Source organism: Lactobacillus sp. Sy-1 (assembly GCF_019303535.1).
Taxonomy (GTDB): Bacteria; Bacillota; Bacilli; order Lactobacillales; family Lactobacillaceae; genus Nicoliella.
On record NZ_JACCIU010000001.1, the window covers coordinates 767,010 to 793,009 of the forward strand.

Below are 26,000 nucleotides of genomic sequence, written 5' to 3' on the forward strand. Positions count from 1 at the left end.
TATTCTAATGATCCAACTATGAAGGGAGGATTTTACCGTGATTCAACAAGAAAGTCGTTTAAAAGTTGCTGATAACTCAGGTGCTCGTGAAATTTTAACCATTAAGGTTTTAGGTGGATCAAGTAGACGTTATGCAGGTATCGGTGACATCATTGTTGCTACTGTAAAACAAGCAACACCAGGTGGCGTTGTCAAAAAGGGTGACGTTGTTAAGGCTGTTATCGTTAGAACTAAGTCTGTATCTCGTCGTAAGGACGGTTCATACATTCGTTTTGACGAAAATGCTGCTGTTATCGTTAATGATGACAAGAGCCCCCGTGGAACTCGTATCTTTGGACCGGTTGCACGTGAATTACGTGACAACAACTTCATGAAGATCGTTTCACTAGCTCCTGAAACACTATAATAACTACTAAACGCCAAGGAGGTGCCGTAAAATGTTAATTAAAACTGGTGACAAAGTTCGTGTAATCAGTGGTAAAGACAAGGGTAAAGAAGGAACTGTTACAAAGACTATTGCCTCAACAGATCGCGTAGTAGTTGAAGGTGTTAACATCGTTAAGAAGCATCAAAAAGCTTCTCAAAGTAACCCACAGGGTGGAATTAATGATGTAGAAGCACCTATTCATGTTTCTAACGTTATGATTATTGACCCTTCTAACAACGAACCAACTAAGATTGGAATTAGAGAAGATAACGGAAAGAAAGTTCGCTTCTCAAAGAAGACAAATACATCACTCGATTAATTTTTGATGAAGGGAGGATATCTCATTTATGCCAAGTCGCTTACAAGACAAATACACTAATGAAATTTCAAAATCATTAGTTGAAAAATTTAACTACTCATCAATCATGCAAGCTCCAAAGCTTGATAAGATTGTTTTGAACATGGGTGTTGGTGACGCTGTTACCAACGCTAAGAATTTAGATGAAGCAGTTGCTGAATTAGCTTTAATTTCTGGTCAAAAGCCATTAGTTACAAAGGCTAAGAAGTCAATTGCCGGTTTTAGACTACGTGAAGGTATGTCAATCGGTGCTAAGGTTACTTTACGTGGCCAACGTATGTACGAATTTTTAGATAAATTGATTAACGTTTCACTTCCACGTGTCCGTGATTTTCATGGTGTTAGCAAGAAATCATTCGACGGTCGTGGTAACTACACTTTAGGTGTTCGTGAACAATTAATTTTCCCAGAAATCAACTACGATAACGTTAATCGTGTTCGTGGATTAGATATTGTTATTGTTACTACTGCTAATAGTGATGAAGAATCAAAAGAATTATTAGCACAATTCGGAATGCCATTCACTAAGTAGTGAATCTATAGGGAGGCTTTATATTGGCTAGAAAAGCATTAGTTTTAAAAGCAAATCGTCCTGCAAAGTTCTCAACTCAAAACTACACAAGATGTGAACGCTGTGGACGTCCTCACTCTGTTTACAGAAAATTCCATCTATGCCGTCTTTGTATTCGTGATTTAGCCCACAAGGGTCAAATTCCTGGTATGAAGAAGGCCAGCTGGTAAAATATAAAAAATAAAGGGAGGCTTATCGTTTATGTCTATGACAGATCCAATTGCAGATTTCTTAACTCGGATTCGGAATGCCAACATGGCTCGTCACGAATCAGTTGAAGCACCTGCATCAAAAATTAAACGTGCCATTGCTGAGATCCTTAAAAACGAAGGATTCGTTCGCGATGTTGAATACATCGAAGACGACAAGCAAGGCGTTATCCGCGTATTCTTAAAGTACGGTAAGGATAACGACGGTAGAAGTAACCGTCGTGTTATCTCTGGTTTAAAGCGTATTTCAAAGCCAGGTTTACGTTCATACGTTGATTCACAATCAGTTCCTAAGGTTTTAAATGGTTTAGGAATTGCGATTATTTCAACTTCTGAAGGTGTTATTACTGATAAGGAAGCTCGCGCCAAGAAAATTGGTGGCGAAGTATTAGCTTACGTTTGGTAAAATTTTAAAAGTATTGGAGGTGTAATTTTGAGTCGTATTGGTTATAAAAAGGTTGAATTACCTGAAAAGGTTGAATTCAGTCAAGAAGATGACAAGTTAACTGTTAAGGGACCTAAGGGTACATTATCAACTACGCTTTCACCTGAAATTGCTGTTAAGGTTGAAGATAACGTTGTTAGTTTTGAACCTAGCGTTCGTTACACTAACAAAGTTCGTGCAATGCACGGAACTATGCGTGCTAACTTCAACAACATCGTTGAAGGTGTTACTAACGGTTTCAAGAAAACCCTTAAGCTTATCGGGGTTGGATACCGTACTCAATTAAAGGGTAAGACTTTAATTCTTAACGTTGGTTACTCAAACCCCGTTGAAATTGAAGTTCCTGCAGATCTTGAACTAGAAGTTCCAGATAACACAACTATTAACATCAGTGGAATCAACAAGCAACACGTTGGTGACTTTGCTGCTAAGGTTCGTGCCGTGCGTTCACCTGAACCATACAAAGGTAAGGGTATTCGTTACGAAGATGAATATGTACGTCGTAAGGAAGGTAAAACTGGTAAGTAATATTATTATTACTTATTATTTTGCTACTATATTAAATTAGAGGTGACTATTTTGATTACAAAACCAGATAAGAACAAGACACGCCAACGTCGTCATTTACGTGTCCGTAACAAGATTTCTGGTACTGCCGAGTGCCCACGCTTGAACGTTTTCCGTTCTAACAAAAACATCTACGCTCAAATTATTGATGATGTAGAGGGTGTGACGCTTGCTAGTGCCTCAACTCTCGATAGTGAAGTTAGTGAAGGAAACAAGACTGACCAAGCTAAAATCGTGGGTAAGTTAGTTGCTGAAAGAGCAGCTGCTAAAAACGTTAAAAATGTTGTATTTGATCGTGGGGGTTACCTTTACCATGGCCGTGTTCAAGCCTTGGCAGAAGCCGCTCGTGAAAATGGACTAGAATTCTAAAAAAGGAGGAATTGACAACACATGGCTAAAAAAATTCGTCCGAACCAAATTGACGCAAGTAAATTAGAACTTGAAGATAATGTTGTTGCTATTAATCGGATTACCAAGGTTGTTAAAGGTGGACGTCGTCTACGTTTTGCTGCTTTAGTAGTTGTTGGTGACAAGAATGGACATGTTGGTTTCGGTACTGGTAAAGCTCAAGAAGTTCCAGAAGCTATCCGTAAAGCAGTTGAAGATGCTCGTAAGAACTTAATTGAAGTACCAATTGTTGGAACTACTATCCCTCACGAAGTTGTTGGTATCTTCGGTGGTGGAAAGATCATGTTGAAGCCAGCCGTTGAAGGTTCTGGAGTTGCTGCTGGTGGTGCTGTTCGTGCCGTTATGGAATTAGCTGGTATCGATGATGTTACTAGTAAGCGTCTGGGTTCAGACACACCAATCAACTCTGTTCGTGCAACTTTCGAAGGTTTAATTTCATTGAAGAGTGCAGAAGAAGTTTCTGCTTTACGTGGTGTTTCTGCTCAACACTTAGCAGAATAAGGAGGAGTTTAGAGATGGCTCAATTAAAAATTACTTTAGCTCATAGTGCAGCGCACCGTCTCCCTAAGCAACGTAAAATCGTTGAAGCACTTGGTTTACACCGTGTTAACAGCACTGTTGTAAAGCAAGATAACGAAGCTGTTCGTGGTGCCTTATTTAAGATCGCACATTTAGTTAAAGTTGAACAAGTTAAGTAATTTACTATTTAATAAGGAGGTGTACTTTTAATGAAGTTAAATGAATTAAAAGCTGCTGAAGGTTCACGTTCATCAAGATCAAGAATTGGTCGTGGTCGCGGAAGTAAAGGTAAGACCGCTGGTCGTGGACAAAAAGGTCAAAAAGCTCGTAGCAAGACTCGTTTAGGTTTTGAAGGTGGGCAAATGCCTCTTTACCGTCAAATGCCAAAACGTGGATTCTCTAACATTAACCGCAAGGAATATGCAGTTGTTAACTTAGCATCATTAAACCAATTTGATGATGGTGCGGATGTAACTCCTGAAAGCCTTGCAGAAGCTGGTTTAGTTAAAAACGTTAAGTTTGGAATTAAGATTCTTGGCGAAGGCGATTTAACTAAGAAATTAACTGTTAAGGCTAACAAGTTTTCTAAGTCAGCCCAATCAGCAATTGAAAATGCCGGCGGTAAAATTGAGGTGATCTAATGCTATCAACCATAACGAGCGCTTTTAAGATAAAGGATATTAGAAATAAGATCCTCTTTACTTTAGGAGTACTAATTGTTTTTAGACTTGGTTCATTTATTACGGTTCCTGGTATAAACGCTAAAGCACTTCAAAGCGTTTCTTCTTCTGGATTGGTTAGCATTTTAAACACCTTTAGTGGTGGTGGGTTAACAAACTACTCCATCTTCGCTATGGGTGTTTCACCGTATATTACTGCTCAAATTGTTGTTCAACTTCTCCAAATGGATATCGTTCCTAAGTTTGTGGAGTGGGGTAAACAAGGGGAAGTTGGTCGACGTAAATTAAATCAGGTTACTAGAATTATGACCGTTATTCTTGCGTTCGTCCAATCCGTTGGGATTACAGCTGGTTTTAATACTTTAAGTAGTTTGAATCTAGTTAAAAATCCTGGAATTGCAACTTACGTAAGTATTGGTATTATTCTAACCGGTGGTTCAATGTTAACAACCTGGATGGGAGACATGATTACTGATCGAGGAATCGGTCAGGGTGTTTCCATGATTATCTTTGCAGGTATTGTTGCAAGAATTCCAGTTGGAATCCAACAACTATATACTGATTATATTGTGGGTGAAAGTGGATCTGGTTTATGGCAAGGAATTGCATTCTTAGCTGTAATTCTTATTGCTGTTTTAATTATTGTTACTTTTGTTACCTGGGTTCAACAAGCTGAACGAAGAATCCCAATTCAATATACGAGACGGGTTTCCAGTTCAAATGATAGTAGTTATCTACCATTAAAGGTTAACGTTGCTGGGGTTATCCCAGTTATCTTTGCCAGTTCGTTTATTTCAACTCCGCAAACAATTTTAATTTATTTTGCGAATAATCACCAAAACGATACTTGGTATCAGATAATGTCACAAATATTTAATATGCAATCAGTTTATGGTTCCATATTATATACACTTTTGATTGTTGTATTTACTTTCTTCTATGCTTTCGTTCAGGTCAATCCAGAAAAACTTTCTGAGAATTTAACCAAACAAGGAAGTTATATTCCGGGAGTTTGGCCAGGTAATGAAACTCAAACTTATATTTCTAAATTATTAATGCGTTTGAGTGTTGTCGGTGCTATTTTCTTAGGAATCGTTGCTTTAATTCCACTTATTGCTCAAAACGTTTGGAACTTGAGCGAATCAGTTGGTTTGGGTGGTACTAGTTTATTAATCGTTGTCGGGGTTGCAATTGAAGCAATTAGACAGATTAAGGGATTAATGATGAAGCGTGAATACGTTGGATTTATTAAGAACCCTAGACCAACAGATTTATAGAATAAAGGGGTAATATTATGTCAATGAATCTTATTTTAATGGGACTACCAGGTGCTGGTAAGGGTACTCAAGCAGAATATATTGTTGAAAAATATGGAATTCCTCATATCTCAACTGGTGATATCTTCCGTGCTGCAATTAAAAATGAAACTCCAATGGGAGTGGAAGCTAAAAAGTACATTGATAAGGGTGAATTAGTTCCAGATGAAGTTACTTCTGGAATTGTTAAGGATCGTTTATCACAAGATGACACTAATAAGGGATACATGTTAGATGGTTTTCCTAGAACTTTACAACAAGCTAATGATTTAGAAAAAATTGCAAGTGATCTTGATAAGCCAATCGATGCGGTAATTAACATTGATGTTGATCCTAAGACTTTGGTTGATCGTTTATCCGGACGGTTTATTTGTAAAAATTGTGGTGCTACTTACCATAAATTATTCAAAATGCCAAAGGTTAAAGATACTTGTGATGTTTGTGGCGGACATGAATTTTATCAACGTAGTGATGACAAACCTGAAACAGTTAAAAATCGTTTAGATGTTAACATTAAAATGAATACACCTTTGATTGATTTTTATAAAAATAAGAATGTTCTGTTTACTGTTGATGGGAATCAATCCATTGAAGACGTTACTAAGGCGATTACCAAAATCCTTGATAAATTTCAAGATTAATTTCTCTATTATATCAATTTATTGTTGATATAATTGTTCAGTCGCGCTTTGTGTGCTAAACTATCCTATGTATGTAGGATTGAGAAATTAGTGCATTTAATTATGTATTAATAAAATATATGATTTTTGGGAGGATTTTTCTTTGTCTAAAGATAATGTCATTGAAGTTGAGGGTAAAGTACTAGAAACTTTACCTAATGCAATGTTTCGTGTTGAATTAGAAAACGGACATGATATCTTGGCCCATGTTTCAGGTAAGATTCGGATGCATTACATCCGGATATTACCTGGTGATAAAGTTACTGTGGAATTATCTCCATATGACTTAACAAAGGGTCGAATCACATACCGTTTCAAGTAGAACTTTTGTTTAGGAGGCAATTAGAATGAAAGTACGTCCATCAGTAAAACCAATGTGTGAAAATTGTAAAGTTATTAGACGTAAAGGCCGTGTTATGGTTATTTGTACTAACCCTAAGCACAAACAACGTCAAGGCAAGTAATTATATTATTAATATAGGAGGTGCAATTTAATGGCTCGTATCGCTGGAGTTGATTTACCACGTGACAAGCGTATCGTAATCGGTTTAACTTACATTTTTGGTATTGGTAAGTCAAGATCACAAGAAATCCTTTCAAAAGCTAACGTTTCTGAAGATGTTCGTGTTCGTGACTTAACTCCTGACCAAGAAGATAAAATTCGTGAAGTTGTTGACAATTACAAAATTGAAGGTGACTTACGTCGTGAAGTAAGTATGAACATTAAGTTATTACAAGAAATCGGTTCATACCGTGGAATGCGTCATCGTCGTGGTTTACCTGTTAGAGGTCAACACACTAAGAACAATGCCCGTACTCGTAAGGGTAAAAAGGGTAGTAAGTAAAATATTTCTATAAAGGAGGTAAATAATTCTCATGGCAACTAAGAAAAGAAATACACGTAAGCGTCGTGTAAAGAAAAATATTGAATCTGGTGTTGCTCACATTCACTCCACTTTCAATAACACTTTAGTAATGATCACTGATGTTCAAGGAAATGCTATTGCTTGGTCTTCTGCCGGTGCATTAGGTTTCCGTGGTAGTCGTAAGTCAACTCCTTTTGCTGCTCAAATGGCTGCAGAAGCTGCTGCTAAGACTTCAATGGAACATGGTATGAAGACTGTCGAAGTAGCTGTTAAGGGTCCTGGTTCAGGTCGTGAATCAGCTATTCGTGCACTTCAATCTACTGGATTGGAAGTTTCCGCTATTCGTGATGTAACTCCAGTTCCTCATAACGGATCTCGTCCTCCAAAGCGTCGTCGGGTTTAAGGTTATTTGTCCGTTATTTGGTTAACGGGAATAAACTTTTATTGACTCGTAACGCTTTGAAAGGGGTAGAAGATAAGAATGATTGAATTTGAAAAGCCTGATATTCATAAAATTGATGAAACCGATAACTATGGTGAAGTTGTTGTAGAACCATTAGAACGTGGTTATGGGACAACCCTTGGTAATTCTTTGAGAAGAATTTTACTTTCATCTTTACCTGGTGCTGCGATTACTAGTGTTCAAATTGATGATGTCTTACACGAATTCTCTACTATTAAGGGTGTTGTTGAAGACGTTACTCAAATTATTCTTAATGTTAAGAAGATTGATTTGAAAATTGAAGGTTCAGACGATGTTGAAAAGTCTTTTGAAATCAACGTTACTGGTCCGGCTAATGTTACTGCTGGTGATATCGAAGCTGATTCAGATGTTACGATCTTAAATAAAGATTTGCACATTGCTACGGTTGCAGAAGGAACCACTTTCCATATGCGTTTAACAGCGAATAAGGGTCGTGGTTACGTTTCTGCTGATGAAAATAAAGAACGTAATGAAGGAATGCCAATCGGTGTTTTACCAGTTGATTCCATTTATACCCCAATCGAACGTGTAAACTACCAAGTTGAAAATGCACGGGTTGGTCACAAAGCTGATTATGATAAGCTTACTCTAGATGTTTGGACCAATGGTTCCATGACGCCTAGTGAAGCTGTTAGTTTAGCTGCTAAGATTCTAACTGATCACCTTAATATGTTTGTTAACCTTACCGATGAAGCTAAGAATACTAAGGTAATGGTTGAAAAAGAAGAAACACATAAGGAAAAAATGTTAGAAATGACAATTGAAGAACTTGACCTTTCAGTTCGTTCTTATAATTGTTTGAAACGCGCTGGGATTAATACTGTTCAAGAACTTACTGATAAGAGCGAAGCTGATATGATGAAGGTTCGTAACCTGGGTCGCAAGTCACTTGATGAAGTAAAGGTTAAGTTAAATAATTTAGGCCTTTCCCTACGTAAAGAAGATTAAAAGGAGGATATCCAGATATGAGTTACCGTAAATTACAACGCACAAGTGCTCATCGTCGTTCATTACTTCGTAATTTAACCACTGAACTACTAATCAATGGTCAAATTAAGACTACTGAAGCACGTGCTAAAGAAGTTCGCTCAACCACTGACAAGATGATTACTCTTGGTAAGCGTGGTGATCTTAGTGCTCGTCGTAAGGCTGCTGCATTCTTACAAAACGTAATTGCAGATGCTAAGCAAGATGGCGACACTGTAACCGTTCAAACTGCTTTACAAAAGCTTTTTGATGATGTTGCACCTAAGTATTCCGACCGTAACGGTGGATACACTCGTATGTACAAGACCATGCCTCGTCGTGGTGATGGTGCATCAATGGTTATTTTACAATTAGTTGACTAATTGTTTATAATTTCATAATTAAATGAAATCACTAGGGTTAGTAATATAGAACGTTATGATGATGGGAGTCCCGAGTCTAGTTCGAATGTAGATCGCTATCTATGCATTACTAACCTGTTAGTGATTTTTTTATACATAAATTTATATTAAAATAGAATTGAGGGATTATTATCAACGATTTCATTATTAAGGTTAACCATCTAAAATATAAATATTCGGATGCCAATGAATATTCACTTCAAGATGTTTCCTTTAACGTTAAACGGGGCGAATGGTTATCCATTATTGGTCATAACGGAAGTGGGAAAAGTACCCTAATTAGTGCTCTAGATGGACTAATTGAAATCAATGGTGGTTCAATTGAAGTTGACTCAGTTCGTTTAACTCCAGCAACCGTATGGGATATAAGAGAGCAAATTGGGCTAGTTTTTCAAAATCCCGATGATCAGTTTGTTGGTGCCACTGTCGAGGATGACATTGCTTTTGGTCTTCAAAACCGTAAAATTGATCATGATAAAATGCATCAAATTGTCGACCAAGCACTTGAATTAGTGAATATGATGAAATTTAAATATAAATCTCCCTCAGATTTATCTGGTGGTCAAAAACAAAGAATTGCATTAGCTGGAATCATTGCTTTAACGCCTAAGATTATTATCTTGGATGAAGCAACAAATATGCTAGATCCAGTTGGTAAAAAACAAGTACTGTCCGTGATTAGGGAACTAAAACAACGTTATAGCCTAACGGTTATTTCAATTACCCATGATGTTAATGAACTTAAGTTAGCAGATCGGATATTAGTATTAAATGATGGAATCGTGGTTGCTGAAAATCGTCCGGAAGAGATATTCAATCAACCTCAAAAGCTACTCAAATTAGGCTTAGAATTACCATATTCAGAACAAATTAAGTGGGAATTAAGTCGTTTTGGAGTTGATATTCCTGAACATTACATGAATGAAGGAGCATTTATAGAATGGATCAAGCAATTTCCTTTAAAGAAGTAAGCTATTTATACCAACCCGATACGCCATTTGAATCCAAGGCATTAGATCAAGTTAGTTTTGATGTCGATAATGGTGATTTCATTGCTTTAGTTGGCCATACTGGGAGTGGCAAATCAACTTTGATTCAACAAATTAACGGATTATTATTACCCACTTCTGGTTTTGCAAAGATAAATGATATAATTCTTAATGCTAAAACCGCAATCAAGCAAGTTTACGAATTACGGAAGCGGGTCGGAATTGTATTTCAACAACCGGAAACCCAGTTATTTGAAGAGACGGTTGAAAAAGATATCGTTTTTGGACCCCGTAATTTTGGGGTTCCAGCAGCAGAGCTTCATCAACTGGCGATTAATAGTATTAAACAGGTTGGGTTAGATGCTAAGTTACTCAATCGTTCGCCCTTTGACTTATCTGGAGGCCAAATGAGACGGGTTGCAATTGCCGGAGTGTTGGCTTCCAAACCCGATGTTTTAGTTCTAGATGAGCCAACTGCTGGTTTAGATCCCAAGGGGCAACTAGACATTATGAATTTGGTGAAGAGCTTGAATCAAAAGGATAACGTAACCGTAGTTTTAGTTACTCACCAAATGGAAATTGTTGCTAAGTTTGCAAAGCAGGTAGTGGTCCTTAATCACGGACAGTTAGCTTTTAAAGGAACTCCACGTGAATTATTCAAAAATCAAGACCTGCTAACTAAAATGAGTTTAACTGCTCCCGAAACGGTACAATTTAACGATCAACTTAAGGCTACGGGAATTAATCTAGGTGGTTTTCCATTGACTCCTGCTGAGCTTACTGCTGAATTACTTAATAAAATAAATTTTAAAATGAGTGATGATAATGAATAAATTACTACTGGGTCGCTATATTCCAGGAAACTCAATCGTTCATCGAATGGATCCAGCTTCTAAAATATTACTATCGATTTTCTTTGTGTTTATTATTTTCTTTGCTAATAATTTAGTTACTTACGGGTTAATGACGTTATTAGCATTAGTATCGGTAGTCGCATCTAGAACATCGCTTAGGTTCTTTATTAGGGGAATTAGGCCCTTACTATGGGTGATTATTTTTACGGTAATTATTCAAATTCTATTTGATAACACTGGCCATCAACTCTTTAAATTTTACTTTCTAACAGTAACTGATAATGGATTAAAGACAGCTGGTTTTATCTTTATAAGATTTTTGCTAATTATCTTTTTCTCCACCGTACTAACGTTGACTACCGATCCGTTAGCAATTGCTTCAGGAATCGAAAAACTGCTGATGCCGTTGAAAAAAATTAAGTTTCCCGTTTACACAATGTCGCTAATGATTTCAATTTCACTTCGCTTCGTTCCGACGTTAATGGATGAGACAGAGACGATTATTAAGGCACAGAGTTCGCGGGGGGTAAAATTTAAAGAGGGGAATATTCTTGCCCGGTCAAAGAAAATGATTCCGATTTTAATTCCGTTGTTTATTAGTTCTTTTAAGCATGCTGAGGGTCTCGGTAGGGCAATGGAAGCTCGTGGATATAAAGACGGTGATAATCGAAGTCAATACCACGTTTATAAAGCAAGTAAAATTGATTTTTGTACCTGGGCGGTATTTATCATATCAGGAATATTAATTTTTGTACTTAGGGGGTGAAATGGTGGCACGATTTAAAATTGGATTAGCTTATGATGGAACTAAATTTGCTGGGTTTCAAAAGCAACCAAACCAAAGAACTGTGGAGGGAGTGTTAACCCAGGTGGTTAACAAAATGGCCAAAAATCCTGATCCAGCCATTGCAGTTTATGGTTCTGGGCGAACTGATGCTGGCGTCCATGCACTAGGACAAGTTGTTCACTTCGATTTTCCGTTTCAAATTAATGAAGTGGGAATGTTAAAGGGAATTAATAGCATGCTACCGTTAGACATGGAAGTTACGGATGTTAAGATTGTGCCTGATGACTTTCACGCCCGTTATGACGTCTCCGGAAAAAGATATCAATATCGTTTTGACCTGAGTGAATTTATTAATCCATTTAAAAGGTTTTACACTGGGCATTGGCGGTTTCCAGTTGATATTGATAAAATTAAACAAGCGATTCCTGATTTAGTAGGAGAACATGACTTTTCAAGCTTTGTTGCTTCCGGATCAACGGCTAAAACTAACGTTAGAACAATTTATGAAGCGACTTGTTATTTGAATGAAGAACAAAATGAAGTTGTTTTAGAATTCTATGGAAACGGGTTCTTATACAACATGGTAAGGATCATGTCAGGAGTTTTGATTGAAATTGGATCTGGACGGCGACCGGTTGATGATATTAAGCGGCTTTTTAAAGTCAAAAATCGGAACCAAGCTAGGCTAACTGCGCCGGCTAGTGGCTTATACTTAAAGCGGGTTTACTACGAGGGTGACGATCCAAAACATCCAACCAAATTACCAGTCAAACAAAGATAATTTTTTATTGACTTTATTAACAAATGTTTGTATTATGGTAGTTGGTATTGTTTGCCCCACAATAAAGCCCCGGAAACTTTTAGTTGGTGTCGAACAAACACAGAAACATGGAGGAATTCAAATTGCGTACAACATATATGGCAAAACCAGGTGAAGTAGAACGCAAATGGTACGTCGTTGATGCAGATGGCATCGAATTAGGACGTCTATCAACCGTTGTTGCTTCCATCTTAAGAGGAAAAAATAAACCAACATTTACACCAAACGTTGACACTGGTGATAATGTTATTGTTATTAATGCATCAAAGATTGCTTTATCAGGTCGTAAGGCTGCTAACAAGATTTACTACCACCACTCCAGTTACATTGGTGGTTTGAAGTCAAAGACGGCAGGCCAAATGCGTGAAAATACACCTGAAAAGCTTATCGAAACTTCAGTTAAGGGTATGCTACCTCATGGTACTTTGGGTCACCAAGTATTCTTGAAGTTACACGTATACGCTGGTGAAGATCACAAGCATGAAGCTCAAAATCCAGAAAAGTTAGATATTACTAAATTAATTTAAGGAGGGGACTAATTTGGCTCAAGTACAATATCGCGGCACTGGCCGTCGTAAAGATTCAACTGCACGAGTACGCTTAGTACCCGGTACTGGTAAGGTCGTTATTAACGACAAGCCAGTTGAAGAATACATTCCATTCGCAAACTTACGTGAAGTTATTATGCAACCATTCAACGTTACTGAAACTCTCGGTAACTACGATGTTCTTGCTAACGTAAGTGGTGGCGGTTACTCTGGTCAATCTGGAGCAGTTCGTCATGGAATTTCACGTGCATTATTAGATGTTGACCCTGATTTCCGTGGTCCATTGAAGCGCGCTGGTTTATTAACTCGTGACCCTCGTATGAAGGAACGTAAGAAACCAGGTTTGAAGAAGGCCCGTAAGGCTGGTCAATTCTCAAAACGTTAAAATTTACTTTTATACATTTTGGCTCTGCTCCCTTTTGGATGCAGAGTTTTTTTATTGGAGGAGCAATTTGTAATGAAAAATAATTTTAAATTAGTGGCTCGCGCATTATTTATTGCCATTATTTTAATTCAGACTACGGTTCCCGGATTGGGTTACCTACCAATTGGCCCACTTAGCCTAACGATTATTCCAGTAACTGTGATTATTGCTTCAATTACACTAGGCACCACCGATGGAATGTTAATTGGTGGAATTTGGGGGTTAATCACGTTTATTAGGGCGTTCTTTTGGCCTACCAGTCCATTAGCACAGTACGTTTTTATCAATCCATTAGTATCCGTTTTGCCACGCATTTTAATCGGCTTAGTTGCAGGAATTACTTATAAATGGACTAGCAAAACTAACCACCAAAAAATATGGCTATCAATTATCGGAGCAGTTGGGTCATTGACCAATACCGTGCTATTGCTTGGAATGGTATATGTATTTTACAATGGGTACGCCCATGAACTATATCAAATTGATACGAAGGCGTTATTACCTTACTTATTAACCGTATTCTCAACCAATGGGTTGTTGGAGGCTTTAATTGCAGTCGTGTTAACTCCATTGATTGCAGTTCCACTTATAAAATTTACTAGCAAATAAAAATAAACAGATTTCCGCTTGTTGCAGGAATCTGTTTATTTTTTAATTATTCATCTGTTTTAGGCGCTTCTTTTTTACGTGGAGCAGCTTTAATCATCTTTAATTTCTTATTGTTAATAACCACTTTGTTATGGTACTTATCAACAATTGTTGGATCATCGGAATTAAAGGAAATGAGGAATGAGTTTGTATATCCCTTTTCAATAATTCCAGCAAATTTTTGTTTTTCTAATGTAAAAGCTACTTGGTCTCCAACATTGTACTTTGCTTGTTCGGGACTAATTTCAGTATTTTTAGCCAAAAATCTCATCTCCTAAAAACAGTTTATCCTATGCAATATAACTAAAAAAGAATGAAATGTCAATTTATTTTATTAAAAATTTACACATATCCTTCAAATAAGATTGTTTTTAATTTTAAATCTAGTTAAAATAAACCTTAAATAGAGACTACTGATAGGAGAAATAGAAATGAAATTACTTGAAGATCGAATCAAATCTGAGGGCACCGTATTACCTGGTAACATTCTAAAGGTTGATCGTTTTTTGAACCATCAAATTGACCCAGCTTTTATGGATCAATTAGGGGCCGAATTTGCTAAGTTATTTAAAAATGACCACATCACTAGAATCTTAACGGTAGAATCATCTGGAATTGCGCCAGCGGTGTTTGCAGGTCTTCACTTAAACGTTCCAGTAGTATTTGCCCGAAAACACAAAAGTTTAACGCATAATTCTAATACTTATGCTGCAGAAGTTTATTCTTATACTAAGCAGGTTACTAATCATATTAGTATTGATAAACGTTTTATTAGCGCAGCTGATAATGTTTTAATTATTGATGACTTTTTGGCTAATGGGCAAGCAGTTGCTGGATTATTGGACATTATTAATGCTGCTGAGGCAAAAATTGGTGGAGTGGGAATTGTAATTGAAAAGAGTTTTCAGGATGGTCATCGTTTAATTACTGATAAGGGAATTAAATTAGAATCACTAGCACGGATAAAATCACTTGATAATAACCAAGTTACGTTTATTGAATAATTTAGTTGAAAGTAGGGATTGATTTAGTTGGCTAATAATTTTATATACCCAGGAGATACAATTGGAATCATTAATAACGATGTTAATTCATTTAATTTAATTACTGAAGCCAAGAAGAATGGGCTCAAAGTGGGGATGTATACCGATAATGCTGACAATCAGTTTGATTCTATTGCTGACTTTGTCATTAATGCATCTTTAAAAGATAAAAAGCAGTTAAAGGAATTTGCTGAAAAATGTGACGTTGTTACCTATAACTCACTTCGGACGGATGCAGAGTTGATTAACTTTATCGCTCAATTTACACGGGTCCCACAGGGAACTGATATTTTGGAAATTATGAACGATCGTTTAATTGAACAGGCTTTTTTAGATGGATTAAATGTTAACACATTACCGTATGTTACAATCGTTGAACTTGCCGACCTTTATAAATCAATTGATTCGATTGGCTATCCAGCGATGCTAAGACCAATCCAAAAGACCTTTTTTAATGACCAACGGTTGATTATTCATAACCAGGTTGATATCGCTAAGGCTTCAATTATGCTGGATCGGGGAACTTATATTTTAGAACCCTACATCGAACACGAATTTGAGTATGACTTAAGCATCATTAACGGGATGAAGGACGATCCTAAGTTATTGCCCCTGGTACAATGCGGATACAAGGGCAAGCAGCTGTTTAGCGCGACTAATATTACTAATCTATCACCAATCGTTACGAATGAAATGAATCGAATTGGTAGATTGGTATCTAAAAATCTCAATTACTTTGGGGCTTTTAAAATTAAATTTCTCGTTAACAGTAGTGATACGATTTATATCCAATCGATTGAGTGTAAACTAGATATTGATGCAATGATTTTTGATCGGTCATTTGAAAGCGTTACTCAGGGACATTTAAGAGCGATTTGTGGACTCCCTACTTTCCCAGAGGTTGATGAAAAAACATTTTACTTAAGGACGTTTACCCAAAATCAACTTTCTGAAATAAAACGACAATGGGCACTGAAACCGAACTGGCAATTCGTATTTTATACCAAGGGTGAAAATGAGCATGGGGTGATTGGACATATACTGGTCCCGACGACCTCGCTCTACCAAGCCATTGAACAGGTAGATAATTCTGATATTTGGTTTTAATAAGTGGCGGTATATTAATTATACCGGCGCTTTTGTGTTATTAGTTATTAAAAAATGGCTATGCTATAATAATAAAGATAAGAAATTGAGAGAGGATTGAATAACGTTGTCCAAAAATGAACTATTGAGCGGGATGAACGATAAGCAAAGTGAAGCCGTTTTAAATACTGAAGGCCCGCTTTTAATCATGGCTGGTGCCGGAAGTGGTAAGACCAGGGTATTAACCCACCGAATTGCTTACTTAATTCAGGATAAGCAGGTTTTACCATGGAATATTTTAGCGATTACGTTTACTAACAAAGCTGCTCGTGAGATGAAGGAACGGGTAGTGAACCTACTGGGCCCAAGTGGAAATGAAGTCTGGGTCTCTACTTTCCATGCCCTTTGCGTTAGGATTTTAAGACGGAATATTGATAAATTAGGGTACGATAAGGCCTTTACAATTGCTGGTACTAGTGAACAACAGACCCTGGTAAAGAACATCTTAAAGGACTTAAATTACGATCCTAAAACTTACAATCCCCGTTCAATTTTATCTGCAATTTCAAATGCAAAGAACGATTTACAAACCCCAGCCGAGTTTATTGCCAAAAATGAAACTGCTGGAAATCCATTTATTAAGGTAATCGGAGAAGTTTATGATCGCTATCAAAAGGAACTACACCGCAACCAATCAGTTGATTTTGATGATTTAATTATGATGACAATTCAATTATTTGAACAGGCACCGGAGGTCCTACAATACTACCAAGATAAATTTAAATACATTCACGTTGATGAATATCAAGATACCAATGAAGCTCAGTATCAATTAGTTCACATGCTTGGTGAAAGATACGAAAACGTCTGTGTAGTTGGGGATGCTGACCAAAGTATTTATGGTTGGCGGGGTGCCAATATGAATAACATTTTGGACTTCCAAGATGATTATCCAAGCGCACACGTTACCCTATTGGAACAGAATTACCGTTCTACTAAAACTATATTGGATGCTGCTAATGCGGTAATTAAAAATAATGAAGAACGAAAAGATAAAAATCTCTGGACTGAAAATGCAGTTGGAGAAAAGATTACTTACTACCGTGCCCAGAGTGAAAATGATGAATCACGATTCGTGGTTACTAACATTAAGTCTGAAATGGAGCAAAATAACTATTCATATGGCGATTTTGCGGTTCTCTATAGAACGAATGCTCAGTCTCGGGTGATTGAAGAAACACTGCTTAAGTCAAACATTCCATACACCATCGTAGGTGGGCACAAGTTCTACGATCGAAAGGAAATTCAAGACATCTTAGCTTACTTAACCCTCCTTGCTAACCCGAGCGATTCAATTAGCTTACAACGAATTATTAATGAACCTAAGCGTGGGATTGGGGCAGCTAGTGTCGAAAAACTAATTAACTTTGCCAATGACAATGGATGGAGTGTCTTTGAAGCCTGCCAAAATATCGAATTAAATAATGAAATTGGCAGTCGGGCGCGAAATGCAATTGATAACTTTGGAGCTGTAATGACTGATTTACAATCGAAAGGCGCTCAATTAAGCGTAACTGAATTAACCAACGCTATTTTAGAGAAGACCGGCTACTTAGCTACGTTAAAGGCTTCCAAAACACTAGAATCAAAGGCTCGAATTGAAAATATTGAGGAATTTTTATCCGTTACTAAGCAGTTTGATGATTCACATCAAGATGCTGAGGACGGAGAATCGTTAGTTGATTTCCTGTCCGATTTATCACTGGTTTCAGCTCAAGATGACATTGCTGAAAATACACCAGAAGTGACTTTAATGACCCTGCATGCCGCAAAGGGATTGGAGTTTCCGGTAGTGTTTATGATTGGTATGGAAGATAACATCTTCCCGCTATCAAAAGCGATGGGTGAATCAAAGGAATTAGAAGAAGAGCGTCGATTAGCATACGTTGGGATTACCAGGGCGCAAAAGAAATTGTACCTAACTAACACCTTCTCCAGAATGCTTTACGGGAGACGGCAGAATAATCCTGCTTCACAGTTTATCGAAGAAATTAGTCCAGAACTGATAGATGCTGTGAATTCAAACGGTCAAGCTACAACCATGGAAGGACCGAAAACCCCATTTGATAGTTCAAATGGTCGACGAGCCCGCTTTGCTAACTCATCTCCGTATCAAGCACCAACCAGTCACCATATCGGTGGACCTAAGCAAACTGGTGCAAATAAACAATCCTGGGTTGTTGGTGATAAAGTATCCCATAAGGCTTGGGGAATTGGAACGGTGGTTAAGGTTGAAGGCTCTGGTGAAAATACGGAACTAGACATTGCCTTTCCAGAACCAACCGGAATCAAGCGCCTATTAGCGGCTTTTGCACCAATTAATAAGCAGTAACGCTTTTGAGGAGGAATGGTTTTGAGTTCTAAAATTTCAGAGCAAGCAGCTAAACAAAAAATTGATGAAATTAAGCCGAAGCTAAAGCAGTGGAGTAAGGAATACTATGTCCAAGATCAGCCTAGCGTAGAGGATGACGTATATGATTCGACCTACCAACAATTAGTTGATTTAGAAAAACTGTATCCAAACCTAGTGACTTCTGATTCACCAACTCAAAACGTGGGTGGGAGGGTTTTACCGCAATTTTCTAAGGTTAATCATAATATTCCGTTATTATCATTAGGGGATGTTTTTTCAAAACAAGAATTGGATGATTTTACAGTTCGAGTAGAAAAAAATTATCCAGCAGTAAAGCAATTTAATTGTGAACTTAAAATCGATGGTCTTTCGATTTCATTGCGATATGAGAATGGAACTTTTGTTGAAGGATCGACCCGTGGAAACGGACAGATTGGTGAAGATATCACCAGGAATCTAAAAACAATTCCCTCGATTCCCCAGCAATTAAGTCGCCCAGTGACGATTGAGGTTCGTGGCGAGTGTTATATGCCAAAAGAATCATTTGCTAACCTTAATGCTGAACGTGAGCGAAACGGTGAAAATGTATTTGCTAACCCTAGAAATGCTGCTGCGGGGAGTCTTCGCCAATTAGATTCTAGAATTACTGCTAGTCGCCATTTAAGTACCTTTATGTATAACGTTGCTGATTATGATGATCTTAAAACCAATACGCAGAGTGGCTTGCTAGCTGAATTATCAGACCTCGGATTTAGGATTAACCCTAGTTATCGGGTTGCAGATAATTTAGATCAAATTAATTCATACATTGATGAATATCAAGAAAAGCGGGACCATCTTGAGTATGGAATTGATGGAATTGTAGTTAAGGTTAATGAGTTAAGCCTACAAAAAGAAATTGGTGCGACCGTTAAGGTACCGAAGTGGGCGATTGCTTACAAGTTTCCGCCTGAAGAAGAGGAAACAAAGGTATTGGATATTGAATGGACGGTTGGCCGAACTGGGGTAGTGACTCCCACTGCAGTTATGGAGCCAGTTAAATTAGCTGGAACGGTAGTTTCCAGGGCGTCGCTACACAATCCGGATTACTTAGCAGAAAAGGGGATCCGAATTGGTGATACAGTCAAGCTACATAAAGCTGGTGATATCATTCCTGAAATTTCTCAATTTATTACTGATAAACGGCCATCTAATTCGAAACCATATCAAATTCCAACTACTTGTCCATCTTGTGGAGCTAAGTTAGTGCACTTGGATGATGAGGTTGCGCTCCGGTGCATTAACCCAGCTTGTCCAGCACAGCTCACCGAACAAATGACGCATTTCGCATCCAGAAACGCAATGGATATCACTGGACTGGGCCCCCGGATTGTCCAACAACTATTTGATCACCACCTAGTTAATGATGTTGCAGGGTTATATCAACTCCAATTTGATGATTTATTAAATTTAGATAAATTTGGTGAAAAATCTGCTGCAAATTTATTAAATTCAATTAATAATAGTCGTAGTAATTCCATGGAAAGGCTATTATTTGGATTGGGAATTCGCCACGTTGGAGCTAAAGCAGCGCGACTAATTTCAGAGCACTTTAAGACCGTTGATGCTTTAATGGCTGCTGATTTAGAAGCCATTGCCGCAATTAATTCAATGGGGACGGTAATTGCTGACAGTGTTACTACTTACTTCAGCAGTGAGCCTGCTCAAAATTTAATTAACCAGCTTAAATCAGTTGGGGTCAATATGGAATATACCAGATCTGATGAGTCTGGTGAGGATAATTCATTCTTTAATCAAAAACGAATCGTACTAACTGGAAAGCTGGAACAAATGACCAGACCGGCAGCAACTGCTTGGTTGCAAGACCACGGAGCAAACGTTACCAGTAGCGTTTCTAAAAATACCGATTTGGTAATTGCTGGTCAAGATGCCGGAAGTAAATTAACTAAAGCAAATGATTTAGACATCCCGGTTTGGGATGAACAGCGTTTTATTTCAGAAATTAATGGTTAGTGCATTAGGAGGAATTAGTTTGAAACGTTTTAGCGTAATTATTGCTGCATTAGCGTCAGTGATTTTATTAGCTGCTTGTGGAAGTAGCAATTCTAGCACCAGCAGTAGCAAAAGTAGTAAAACCAACGATACTCAATTAACTGGGCAATCTGATGGAAGTTACTATCAAAGTGTAATTAAAAATGGTCACTACTTGACCAGTAAATCCCGTGGGGTTAACGTACAGCAAAATGGAAATCAACTTAATTTAAAGAGTTTCGAAGCTGGTTTAATGAATATTTCTAAAAAACAATTCTCAACTGGAAAGTATGTTTTCCAAGAAGGCCAATACGTATCTACTGATACTGCTGAGAATTGGCTTGGCAGAAAGACGAAGAGTAATCCAGAGGGATTAAACCCAGCTGGGAAGAACACGAAGGTTCCACTATACTTACAACAAATGGATGAACAAGATTTCTTAACCCAAGATGGAAATTCACTTAAGATGAGTGGGATGACAATTGGGTTAGGAATTAACTCGGTGTACTACTACCAAAAGCAAGCTTACGGTGCGACTTATCAGATGAACCTAAGTGATGCTGAAATTAAGGCACAGGGAAAGAAAATGGCGAATGAAGTATTAGCACGACTTCGTAAGACAAAGGCTTTAAAGAACATTCCAATCGTAATTGCCTTATATAAGCAGGCTCCAGATGATAGCTTAGTTGGTGGGAACTTCTTTGCATATTCCGTAAATAATGGCTCTTCCACCTCCGTTTCTAACTGGACTGCTGTGAATGAAAAGAACTACGTCTTCCCGGTTGCTTCTGGTCAAAAGGGACCTTCTAACAATAGTGATGAAAATGATTTTTCTAACTTTAAGACTCAAATTCAAAACTTCTTCCCGAACTTGAGTGGGGTTACCGCTCAGGCTCAGTACATGAATGGTTCGTTGACTGGAATGAACGTAAATATCACGACCCAATTTTATAGCCAAACTGAAATTATTAGTTTTACCCAATACCTTCAATCGACTGCCTCTAAATATTTACCAACCGGGGTCCCGATTGATATTACGGTTTCATCAACCACAGGAGTTCAAAGTTTCCTTTCGAGGAGTACCAATGCGAAGAACTTCACATTCCATATATTTAACAGCTATTAATAATAATTAGTGTTAAAATATGTGTTGAGATCAAAATTAAATTCAGAAAGAAGGACAATTGATGGCTGACAGAATTGACAAAGAAACGGTTAATCACGTTGCTGAACTAGCAAAGTTATCTTTAACCGAAGATCAATTACCTTACTTCACTGGTCAATTAGATAGTATTATGGATTTAGTTGATACATTAAGTGAGGTTGATACTGATGGAGTAGAACCAACCTACAGTGTTACCGACCAAATTAATGTAATGCGCGAAGATGTTGCCCAAAACTGGGGTGAACGTGATGCATTGCTAAATAATGCACCTGAAGTAGCAGACGGCTTAATTCGGGTACCAACGATCATTGACGAAAGCGAGGATTAATGATGAATTATTTTGATAAAGATATTACCAGCATTCACCAAGCCTTAGTTAATGGTGACATTACTGCCGAAGCGTTAACTAAGCAAACCCTTGATAATATCAAAGCTTCAGATTCAGACATCAATGCCTTCATTAATTTAGATGAAGATGGTGCGATTAAAACTGCCCAAGCAATTGATAAGAACGGAATTGACCCTGATAACGTCTTATCAGGGATTCCAGTAGCAATTAAGGATAATATCCTAACGAATGGATTTACTACCACTGCGGCTTCTAAAATGCTTGAAAACTTCAAGCCCATTTTTGATGCGACTGTAATGAAGAAGTTAAATGCAAAGCAAACCATTACCGTTGGAAAAACGAACATGGATGAATTTGCAATGGGTGGTTCCACTGAAAACTCAGCATTTAAGAAAACCCATAATCCTTGGAACCTAAGTAAGGTTCCTGGTGGTTCTTCCGGTGGGTCAGCTGCTTCAGTTGCCGCTGGTCAAATTATTTTTGCCCTTGGTTCTGATACTGGTGGTTCAATTCGTCAACCAGCGGCCTATAATGGAATCGTAGGTTTAAAACCAACTTACGGCCGGGTTTCTCGGTGGGGATTAATCGCTTTCGGTTCTAGTTTAGACCAAATTGGTCCGTTGACTAGAAATGTGTTAGATAACGCATTGGTATTAAACGCAATTGCTGGTCATGATGAACACGATTTAACTAGTTCAGACAAAGAAGTTCCTGATTACACCGCTACCATTAAGGATGGGGTAAAGGGCTTGAAAATTGCCTTACCTAAGGAATACCTTGCGGAAGGAATTGATCAATCCGTTAAGGATGCCATTTTAAAGGCTGCTGAAACTTACAAACAACTGGGCGCTACCGTTGAAGAAGTATCACTACCACATACTAAGTATGGGGTTGCTGCATACTACATTTTGGCTTCTTCAGAAGCTTCATCAAACTTACAACGGTTCGATGGAATTCGTTACGGATACCGCTCACCAGAAGCTAAGAACCTAGAAGAAGTTTACGTTAAGAGTCGTTCGGAAGGATTTGGTGATGAAGTTAAGCGCCGGATCATGTTAGGAACATTCTCCCTTTCAGCAGGGGCTTTTGACGCTTACTTCCAAAAAGCCGCTAAGGTAAGAACCCTTATGCTTAACGACTTTAAGAACGTCTTTAAAGATTATGATCTTATCTTAGGACCAACCGCACCAACCACTGCTTTTGGAATTGGTGAAGATATTTCTGACCCAGTTACAATGTACTTGAACGATGCAATGACCATCCCAGTTAACCTAGCAGGGCTTCCTGCAATGTCAATTCCAGCTGGGTTCAGCGATGGATTACCAATCGGAATGCAATTGATTGGTCGCCCATTTGATGAAGCTACAATTTACAAGGCTGGTTACGCATTCGAACAAAATACTGATTTCCATAAGGAAACACCAAAAGTGGGAGGGGACAAATAATGAATTTTGAAACGACCATTGGTTTGGAAGTTCATATTGAATTAAAAACCAACTCTAAAATTTTTAGTCCTTCACCAGTTGATTATGGTGATGAGCCTAACGCAAATACAAACGTTATTGATTGGGGATACCCAGGGGTATTACCATCCACTAATAAGCAGGTAGTCGCAAACGGAATTACCGCTGCGCTAGCATTAAATGCTGAAATTGAAAGACACCCACACTTTGATCGTAAAAACTACTTCTATCCTGATAATCCAAAGGCTTACCAAATTACCCAAAATGATAAGCCAGATGCTCATGATGGCTGGTTAGAAATTGAAGTTGATGGCAAGAAGAAAAAAATCGGGATTGCAGAAATGCATATTGAAGAAGATGCTGGGAAGAACAGTCACGGAAGAAACTATTCATACGTTGACTTGAACCGTCAAGGAACTCCTTTGATCGAAATTGTTTCTAAACCAGAAATTTCAACGCCAGATGAAGCTTACGCTTACCTTGAAACGTTAAGACAACGAATCCAGTTTACTGGAATTTCTGACGTTAAGATGGAAGAAGGTTCCATGCGGGCTGACGTTAATATTTCAATTCGTCCGGTTGGTCAAAAGGAATTTGGTCAAAAGGTCGAAATTAAGAACATGAACTCCTTCAACTACGTCCGTAAAGCATTGGCATACGAACAACAACGGCAAAGACAAGTATTAATGTCAGGTGGTAAAATTCAACAAGAAACCCGTCGTTTTGACGAAAAGAATAACACCACAATTTTGATGCGGGTTAAGGAAGGTGCCGATGATTATCGTTACTTCCCAGAACCAGACCTTCCAGCATTGGATGTTTCTGATGAATGGATTAACGAACTTCGTGAATCACTTCCAGAAATGCCAAATGAACGGAAACAACGTTACGTTGAAAAATTAGGTTTGACTGACTACGATGCAATGGTGCTTACCCAAACTAAGGAAATGTCAGATTTCTTTGATAAGTTAGTTGAATTAGGTGCTGACCCTAAAATTGCATCTAACTACCTCCAAGTAAACGTTAATGGTTATTTGAACGAAGAACAAGTTGACCTAGCTGATACTAAGATCACACCAGAAAACTTAGCTTCCATGATTAAGTTAATTAGTGATGGTACGATTTCGAGTAAGATGGCTAAGAAGGTCTTTAAGGCGGTTACTGAAGGTGAAGAACCTAAGGAATTCGTTGAAAAGAAGGGCTTAGTACAATTATCTGACCCTGCTAAATTACAACCAATTATCGATGAAATCCTAGCTGCCAATCCACAATCCATTGAAGACTTTAATAATGGTAAGGATCGGGCAAAGGGATTCTTAGTGGGCCAAATCATGAAGCAAACACGTGGAAAGGCTAATCCACAAGTCGTTAACGAACTGTTAATGAAAGCTTTGAACAAATAGGAGAGTTGTGTAAGAATGCGAAAGCGGGCACGAATTATTTATAACCCGACTGCCGGACGTGAAGCTCTTAAGCAAAAAATGATTGACATTTTAAGTGTTTATGAAAAAGCTGGTTATGAAACCAGTGTTTTTGCGACAACACCCGAACCAAATTCTGCTAAGAATGAGGCAACTCGGGTCGCGAAAGAGGGTTTTGAATTAGTGGTTGCCGCTGGCGGTGATGGAACGTTGAATGAAGTGGTAAATGGTTTAGCACCATTACCACATCGCCCTAAATTAGCAATCATTCCGGCTGGGACAACTAACGATTATGCACGGGCACTTCATATTCCGCGTGAAGACCCAGTTGCTGCGGCAAAGGTAATCTTAAAGAACCAGTCTTTGAAAATGGATGTCGGTAAAGCTGGTGACAATTATTTTATTAATATTGCAGGTGGGGGATTACTCACCGAGCTAACTTACGATGTTCCTTCAGACTTAAAAACAATTTTTGGCTACTTAGCTTACCTGGTTAAGGGTGCCGAAATGTTGCCTCGTATTAGACCGATTCAAATGGATTTAAAGTACGACGGAGGCCATTTTAAAGGGAAAGCGTCAATGTTTTTACTAGCAATGACTAATTCAATCGGTGGGTTAGAAAGAATCGTTCCTGATGCATCATTAGACGACGGTCAGTTCACTTTGATTATTGTAAAAACTAGTAACCTAGTTCAAATTGCACGGTTATTGGCCAAGGTCATTAATGGCGGCCGCCATATTGATGATCCCAAGATTATCTATAAAAAGACGACTAAGTTGACTGCTAAACCAGTTAATAACAGGATGCAGATTAATCTGGATGGTGAATATGGTGGTGATGCTCCCATGGTATTTAACAATCTTAAGCAACACCTTGATACAGTTGTTGATGTTGATAATTTACCAGATACGGCAGTTAGTGACTGGGGAACAATTGAAGCTGAACAAAAATTTGTGCAAAATGTTGATAAATTAGATTAGCACATATTTTCAAAAAGAAAAATTTTGCTGTATGATGAACATATAGCAAAATTTTTTTAT

Annotated in this window: 35 protein-coding genes; 34 read left to right on the top strand and 1 reads right to left on the bottom strand. The window is 38.0% G+C overall.

The features are described 5' to 3' along the window. Positions 1-37 precede the first annotated feature (37 nt). The 25 genes from rplN to HZL42_RS03070 all read left to right on the top strand — a co-directional run bounded on the left by rplN (position 38) and on the right by HZL42_RS03070 (position 13,949). Positions 38-406, top strand: coding sequence for a 50S ribosomal protein L14 (gene rplN / locus HZL42_RS02950; protein ID WP_219054207.1), 369 nt, complete (start codon positions 38-40; stop codon positions 404-406). A 31-nt stretch (positions 407-437) separates the two neighbouring features. Then, on the top strand, positions 438-746 hold the full coding sequence (gene rplX / locus HZL42_RS02955) for a 50S ribosomal protein L24 (RefSeq protein ID WP_219054208.1): 309 nt from the start codon (positions 438-440) through the stop codon (positions 744-746). 28 nt (positions 747-774) lie between these two features. Next, the gene (rplE, locus tag HZL42_RS02960; RefSeq protein ID WP_219054209.1) at positions 775-1,317 is read left to right on the top strand and encodes a 50S ribosomal protein L5; all 543 of its coding nucleotides are present in this window, start codon (positions 775-777) and stop codon (positions 1,315-1,317) included. A gap of 23 nt (positions 1,318-1,340) precedes the next feature. Continuing rightward, a complete protein-coding gene (locus HZL42_RS02965) occupies positions 1,341-1,526 on the top strand; it encodes a type Z 30S ribosomal protein S14 (RefSeq protein WP_219054210.1) in 186 nt (61 codons plus the stop codon). 31 nt (positions 1,527-1,557) lie between these two features. Continuing rightward, positions 1,558-1,971 carry a 30S ribosomal protein S8 gene (gene rpsH, locus HZL42_RS02970; RefSeq protein ID WP_219054211.1) on the top strand — a complete coding sequence of 138 codons (414 nt, stop codon included), beginning with the start codon at positions 1,558-1,560 and terminating at the stop codon, positions 1,969-1,971. Positions 1,972-1,998: 27 nt separating this feature from the next. After that, positions 1,999-2,538: a 50S ribosomal protein L6 gene (gene rplF / locus HZL42_RS02975; protein WP_219054212.1), complete on the top strand. Its 540-nt coding sequence runs from the start codon at positions 1,999-2,001 to the stop codon at positions 2,536-2,538. Between the two features lie 51 nt (positions 2,539-2,589). Then, positions 2,590-2,946, top strand: coding sequence for a 50S ribosomal protein L18 (gene rplR / locus HZL42_RS02980; protein ID WP_219054213.1), 357 nt, complete (start codon positions 2,590-2,592; stop codon positions 2,944-2,946). 21 nt (positions 2,947-2,967) lie between these two features. Then, positions 2,968-3,486, top strand: a complete 519-nt coding sequence (gene rpsE / locus HZL42_RS02985; protein WP_219054214.1) for a 30S ribosomal protein S5 — start codon at positions 2,968-2,970, stop codon at positions 3,484-3,486. A 14-nt stretch (positions 3,487-3,500) separates the two neighbouring features. After that, entirely contained in the window at positions 3,501-3,683 is a 183-nt protein-coding gene (gene rpmD / locus HZL42_RS02990) for a 50S ribosomal protein L30 (protein WP_219054215.1), read from the top strand. A gap of 30 nt (positions 3,684-3,713) precedes the next feature. Further along, positions 3,714-4,145 carry a 50S ribosomal protein L15 gene (gene rplO / locus HZL42_RS02995; RefSeq protein ID WP_219054216.1) on the top strand — a complete coding sequence of 144 codons (432 nt, stop codon included), beginning with the start codon at positions 3,714-3,716 and terminating at the stop codon, positions 4,143-4,145. Next, positions 4,145-5,461 (top strand): preprotein translocase subunit SecY, encoded by a 1,317-nt coding sequence (secY, locus tag HZL42_RS03000; protein WP_219054217.1) that lies wholly within the window; start codon positions 4,145-4,147, stop codon positions 5,459-5,461. Before rplO ends, secY begins: the two co-directional genes overlap by 1 nt. 23 nt (positions 5,462-5,484) lie before the next feature. Next, positions 5,485-6,141 (top strand): adenylate kinase, encoded by a 657-nt coding sequence (locus HZL42_RS03005; protein ID WP_305067547.1) that lies wholly within the window; start codon positions 5,485-5,487, stop codon positions 6,139-6,141. 142 nt (positions 6,142-6,283) lie between these two features. After that, positions 6,284-6,502: a translation initiation factor IF-1 gene (gene infA / locus HZL42_RS03010; protein WP_219054219.1), complete on the top strand. Its 219-nt coding sequence runs from the start codon at positions 6,284-6,286 to the stop codon at positions 6,500-6,502. Positions 6,503-6,527: 25 nt separating this feature from the next. Further along, positions 6,528-6,644: a 50S ribosomal protein L36 gene (rpmJ, locus tag HZL42_RS03015; protein WP_219054220.1), complete on the top strand. Its 117-nt coding sequence runs from the start codon at positions 6,528-6,530 to the stop codon at positions 6,642-6,644. A 30-nt stretch (positions 6,645-6,674) separates the two neighbouring features. Continuing rightward, the gene (gene rpsM / locus HZL42_RS03020; protein WP_219054221.1) at positions 6,675-7,025 is read left to right on the top strand and encodes a 30S ribosomal protein S13; all 351 of its coding nucleotides are present in this window, start codon (positions 6,675-6,677) and stop codon (positions 7,023-7,025) included. A gap of 31 nt (positions 7,026-7,056) precedes the next feature. Then, a complete protein-coding gene (gene rpsK, locus HZL42_RS03025; RefSeq protein WP_219054222.1) occupies positions 7,057-7,449 on the top strand; it encodes a 30S ribosomal protein S11 in 393 nt (130 codons plus the stop codon). A gap of 78 nt (positions 7,450-7,527) precedes the next feature. Beyond that, positions 7,528-8,478 (top strand): DNA-directed RNA polymerase subunit alpha, encoded by a 951-nt coding sequence (locus tag HZL42_RS03030; RefSeq protein ID WP_219054223.1) that lies wholly within the window; start codon positions 7,528-7,530, stop codon positions 8,476-8,478. Positions 8,479-8,495: 17 nt separating this feature from the next. Further along, positions 8,496-8,879, top strand: a complete 384-nt coding sequence (rplQ, locus tag HZL42_RS03035; protein ID WP_219054224.1) for a 50S ribosomal protein L17 — start codon at positions 8,496-8,498, stop codon at positions 8,877-8,879. 170 nt (positions 8,880-9,049) lie between these two features. Continuing rightward, complete coding sequence (locus HZL42_RS03040) at positions 9,050-9,889, top strand: energy-coupling factor transporter ATPase (protein WP_219282845.1); 840 nt, start codon at positions 9,050-9,052, stop codon at positions 9,887-9,889. Next, positions 9,859-10,740 carry an energy-coupling factor transporter ATPase gene (locus tag HZL42_RS03045; RefSeq protein WP_219054225.1) on the top strand — a complete coding sequence of 294 codons (882 nt, stop codon included), beginning with the start codon at positions 9,859-9,861 and terminating at the stop codon, positions 10,738-10,740. The genes HZL42_RS03040 and HZL42_RS03045 overlap by 31 nt, the downstream gene beginning before the upstream one ends. Beyond that, a complete protein-coding gene (locus HZL42_RS03050; protein ID WP_370629293.1) occupies positions 10,730-11,527 on the top strand; it encodes an energy-coupling factor transporter transmembrane protein EcfT in 798 nt (265 codons plus the stop codon). The genes HZL42_RS03045 and HZL42_RS03050 overlap by 11 nt, the downstream gene beginning before the upstream one ends. Before the next feature lies 1 nt (position 11,528). Further along, positions 11,529-12,329, top strand: a complete 801-nt coding sequence (gene truA / locus HZL42_RS03055; RefSeq protein ID WP_255552548.1) for a tRNA pseudouridine(38-40) synthase TruA — start codon at positions 11,529-11,531, stop codon at positions 12,327-12,329. Between the two features lie 122 nt (positions 12,330-12,451). After that, positions 12,452-12,895: a 50S ribosomal protein L13 gene (gene rplM, locus HZL42_RS03060; RefSeq protein ID WP_219054228.1), complete on the top strand. Its 444-nt coding sequence runs from the start codon at positions 12,452-12,454 to the stop codon at positions 12,893-12,895. A gap of 13 nt (positions 12,896-12,908) precedes the next feature. Further along, positions 12,909-13,301, top strand: a complete 393-nt coding sequence (rpsI, locus tag HZL42_RS03065) for a 30S ribosomal protein S9 (protein ID WP_219054229.1) — start codon at positions 12,909-12,911, stop codon at positions 13,299-13,301. Positions 13,302-13,373: 72 nt separating this feature from the next. Then, positions 13,374-13,949: an ECF transporter S component gene (locus HZL42_RS03070; RefSeq protein ID WP_219054230.1), complete on the top strand. Its 576-nt coding sequence runs from the start codon at positions 13,374-13,376 to the stop codon at positions 13,947-13,949. Between the two features lie 46 nt (positions 13,950-13,995). Here HZL42_RS03070 and HZL42_RS03075 read toward each other — a convergent pair whose 3' ends face one another. Further along, on the bottom strand, positions 13,996-14,250 hold the full coding sequence (locus HZL42_RS03075) for a DUF2187 domain-containing protein (protein WP_219054231.1): 255 nt from the start codon (positions 14,248-14,250) through the stop codon (positions 13,996-13,998). Positions 14,251-14,419: 169 nt separating this feature from the next. Here HZL42_RS03075 and HZL42_RS03080 point away from each other — a divergent pair, with 169 nt between their 5' ends. The 9 genes from HZL42_RS03080 to HZL42_RS03120 all read left to right on the top strand — a co-directional run bounded on the left by HZL42_RS03080 (position 14,420) and on the right by HZL42_RS03120 (position 25,940). After that, complete coding sequence (locus HZL42_RS03080; RefSeq protein ID WP_219054232.1) at positions 14,420-14,992, top strand: xanthine phosphoribosyltransferase; 573 nt, start codon at positions 14,420-14,422, stop codon at positions 14,990-14,992. 27 nt (positions 14,993-15,019) lie between these two features. Next, a complete protein-coding gene (locus HZL42_RS03085; protein ID WP_219054233.1) occupies positions 15,020-16,138 on the top strand; it encodes an ATP-grasp domain-containing protein in 1,119 nt (372 codons plus the stop codon). Between the two features lie 106 nt (positions 16,139-16,244). After that, a complete protein-coding gene (pcrA, locus tag HZL42_RS03090; protein ID WP_219054234.1) occupies positions 16,245-18,509 on the top strand; it encodes a DNA helicase PcrA in 2,265 nt (754 codons plus the stop codon). A gap of 21 nt (positions 18,510-18,530) precedes the next feature. Then, positions 18,531-20,543, top strand: coding sequence for an NAD-dependent DNA ligase LigA (gene ligA, locus HZL42_RS03095; protein WP_255552550.1), 2,013 nt, complete (start codon positions 18,531-18,533; stop codon positions 20,541-20,543). Between the two features lie 13 nt (positions 20,544-20,556). Beyond that, positions 20,557-21,687 carry a CamS family sex pheromone protein gene (locus HZL42_RS03100; protein WP_370629294.1) on the top strand — a complete coding sequence of 377 codons (1,131 nt, stop codon included), beginning with the start codon at positions 20,557-20,559 and terminating at the stop codon, positions 21,685-21,687. A gap of 61 nt (positions 21,688-21,748) precedes the next feature. Then, a complete protein-coding gene (gatC, locus tag HZL42_RS03105) occupies positions 21,749-22,054 on the top strand; it encodes an Asp-tRNA(Asn)/Glu-tRNA(Gln) amidotransferase subunit GatC (protein WP_219054236.1) in 306 nt (101 codons plus the stop codon). A 2-nt stretch (positions 22,055-22,056) separates the two neighbouring features. Further along, positions 22,057-23,520, top strand: a complete 1,464-nt coding sequence (gene gatA, locus HZL42_RS03110) for an Asp-tRNA(Asn)/Glu-tRNA(Gln) amidotransferase subunit GatA (protein ID WP_219054237.1) — start codon at positions 22,057-22,059, stop codon at positions 23,518-23,520. After that, positions 23,520-24,941, top strand: a complete 1,422-nt coding sequence (gatB, locus tag HZL42_RS03115; RefSeq protein ID WP_219054238.1) for an Asp-tRNA(Asn)/Glu-tRNA(Gln) amidotransferase subunit GatB — start codon at positions 23,520-23,522, stop codon at positions 24,939-24,941. The genes gatA and gatB overlap by 1 nt, the downstream gene beginning before the upstream one ends. 15 nt (positions 24,942-24,956) lie before the next feature. Next, positions 24,957-25,940, top strand: coding sequence for a diacylglycerol kinase (locus HZL42_RS03120; protein WP_219054239.1), 984 nt, complete (start codon positions 24,957-24,959; stop codon positions 25,938-25,940). Positions 25,941-26,000 lie beyond the last annotated feature (60 nt).

Excerpts from the sequence above, each read along its gene's own strand:
- gatC (WP_219054236.1), top strand. The coding sequence starts at position 21,749 with ATGGCTGACAGAATTGACAAAGAAACGGTTAATCACGTTGCTGAACTA.
- rplX (WP_219054208.1), top strand. The coding sequence starts at position 438 with ATGTTAATTAAAACTGGTGACAAAGTTCGTGTAATCAGTGGTAAAGAC.
- rplE (WP_219054209.1), top strand. The coding sequence starts at position 775 with ATGCCAAGTCGCTTACAAGACAAATACACTAATGAAATTTCAAAATCA.
- rpmD (WP_219054215.1), top strand. The coding sequence starts at position 3,501 with ATGGCTCAATTAAAAATTACTTTAGCTCATAGTGCAGCGCACCGTCTC.
- gatA (WP_219054237.1), top strand. The coding sequence starts at position 22,057 with ATGAATTATTTTGATAAAGATATTACCAGCATTCACCAAGCCTTAGTT.
- secY (WP_219054217.1), top strand. The coding sequence starts at position 4,145 with ATGCTATCAACCATAACGAGCGCTTTTAAGATAAAGGATATTAGAAAT.
- rpsK (WP_219054222.1), top strand. The coding sequence starts at position 7,057 with ATGGCAACTAAGAAAAGAAATACACGTAAGCGTCGTGTAAAGAAAAAT.
- rplQ (WP_219054224.1), top strand. The coding sequence starts at position 8,496 with ATGAGTTACCGTAAATTACAACGCACAAGTGCTCATCGTCGTTCATTA.
- HZL42_RS03070 (WP_219054230.1), top strand. The coding sequence starts at position 13,374 with ATGAAAAATAATTTTAAATTAGTGGCTCGCGCATTATTTATTGCCATT.
- truA (WP_255552548.1), top strand. The coding sequence starts at position 11,529 with ATGGTGGCACGATTTAAAATTGGATTAGCTTATGATGGAACTAAATTT.
- HZL42_RS03120 (WP_219054239.1), top strand. The coding sequence starts at position 24,957 with ATGCGAAAGCGGGCACGAATTATTTATAACCCGACTGCCGGACGTGAA.
- rplO (WP_219054216.1), top strand. The coding sequence starts at position 3,714 with ATGAAGTTAAATGAATTAAAAGCTGCTGAAGGTTCACGTTCATCAAGA.
- gatB (WP_219054238.1), top strand. The coding sequence starts at position 23,520 with ATGAATTTTGAAACGACCATTGGTTTGGAAGTTCATATTGAATTAAAA.
- HZL42_RS03005 (WP_305067547.1), top strand. The coding sequence starts at position 5,485 with ATGAATCTTATTTTAATGGGACTACCAGGTGCTGGTAAGGGTACTCAA.
- HZL42_RS03030 (WP_219054223.1), top strand. The coding sequence starts at position 7,528 with ATGATTGAATTTGAAAAGCCTGATATTCATAAAATTGATGAAACCGAT.
- HZL42_RS03045 (WP_219054225.1), top strand. The coding sequence starts at position 9,859 with ATGGATCAAGCAATTTCCTTTAAAGAAGTAAGCTATTTATACCAACCC.
- rpsE (WP_219054214.1), top strand. The coding sequence starts at position 2,968 with ATGGCTAAAAAAATTCGTCCGAACCAAATTGACGCAAGTAAATTAGAA.
- HZL42_RS03080 (WP_219054232.1), top strand. The coding sequence starts at position 14,420 with ATGAAATTACTTGAAGATCGAATCAAATCTGAGGGCACCGTATTACCT.
- rpmJ (WP_219054220.1), top strand. The coding sequence starts at position 6,528 with ATGAAAGTACGTCCATCAGTAAAACCAATGTGTGAAAATTGTAAAGTT.
- rpsM (WP_219054221.1), top strand. The coding sequence starts at position 6,675 with ATGGCTCGTATCGCTGGAGTTGATTTACCACGTGACAAGCGTATCGTA.
- rpsH (WP_219054211.1), top strand. The coding sequence starts at position 1,558 with ATGTCTATGACAGATCCAATTGCAGATTTCTTAACTCGGATTCGGAAT.